We start from the raw sequence: 1,277 nt of genomic DNA, 5'->3' as shown, positions 1-1,277 counted from the left end.
GGCTCATCACCAAAATCTGGGGATGACAAAATCAATGACCTGTTTCCAAACGTAAACGGAGGAAAAGATGGGCATCATTTCGGTAGCCAAAACCACGTCTTTTGATGAGCTTAATTTTATTATTTGTGCCTTCCATAATGCCGTTTGAGAAAGGTGAGTATATGGTATCGACCATGGCTTTCTCACGAACAATCACGGTTTTAGCTATCTTTGAAACTACACCACTTGTGTGAAATTGATAGCGTTCGAGCCAGTCTTTTAAGCGCTTTGTTGCTTGTGTATCCGTTGTAGCTTTAAACACATAACGCATGTGATTCAATGCTTGATAGATATGCTTTGTATGAAAATCTTCCCGTAGCCATTCACGCACAAAACCACGTTCTTCCTCTGTTAACTCTTCCGGCTTTCGCGCTAAACAGCGGTCGATAAATCGGGATTTGTGTTGCTTTTTTGCTTCATCTAAGTAACGTCGTCTGCGCTGCTGGGCATCGGTGAAAAATTGAATCAAATGAAAGCGGTCCAATACATGAATAGCTGTTGGGTAAACGGCTTGAATCGCACCTGCCATGGCCGCTGCGAAATCACTGACCACGGTTTGAATCGACCCTACCACTTTCTTTAAAACCGATTCAATTGCGTCTTGATCTCGATGAGGAACAATCGCCAAAATGCGCCCTGTTTCAGCGTTTAAGACACTCGTCGCATAGTTGTGCCCTTTGCGTAAAGCGAATTCATCGACACAAATATGTTTCGCACTTTCTTCGACTAATTGTTCGGGTGCATACGTGTAAAACCAGCGTTCAACCGTTGTATACGGAAGTGCATAGTCACGTGCGACATCCGCAATTGATCGACCATGACAACGCTTCGTAATTTCACGACGAAACGATTCCGTCGAGGAATGAACAAGCCCTAATCCATAGTCAAATGTGAACGTAAATCCACAATTTTTACAGCGTTGGCGAGGCACAAATAATTCAATCCAAAGCACGCCAATATGCCAGGCATAGCCATGCCGAAAACGGCGTAGGGCACGATCATGACAAACAGTCCGACCTTGGCAATTTGGACAAGCTATTGATTGTGGCGCAATGTCCACGTGAAAAATATTTGGCTCCTCCTCAGATGGCAGAGCGATTTCAAAAAAGGATGGCAACGGTAGAATTAATTTGATAAACTTAGAGCACAAAGTGAAAACTCCTCTCGTGGTTTGTCTCAGCAACAATTACGATACGTGAGTTTTCACTTTTTTTCTATACTTCAATGTAAATTTATTG

General features: G+C 43.1%; 1 protein-coding gene. It reads right to left on the bottom strand.

Annotated elements, in window-relative coordinates; genetic code table 11:
• Positions 1–31: 31 nt before the first annotated feature.
• Positions 32–1,189 (bottom strand): ISL3 family transposase, encoded by a 1,158-nt coding sequence (locus tag ACIQXF_RS23050; RefSeq protein ID WP_402788165.1) that lies wholly within the window; start codon positions 1,187–1,189, stop codon positions 32–34.
• Between the last annotated feature and the right edge of the window lie 88 nt (positions 1,190–1,277).

Source organism: Lysinibacillus sp. NPDC097231, assembly GCF_044761885.1.
Lineage (GTDB): Bacteria > Bacillota > Bacilli > Bacillales_A > Planococcaceae > Lysinibacillus.
This window is presented reverse-complemented; position numbering and strand designations above follow the sequence as displayed.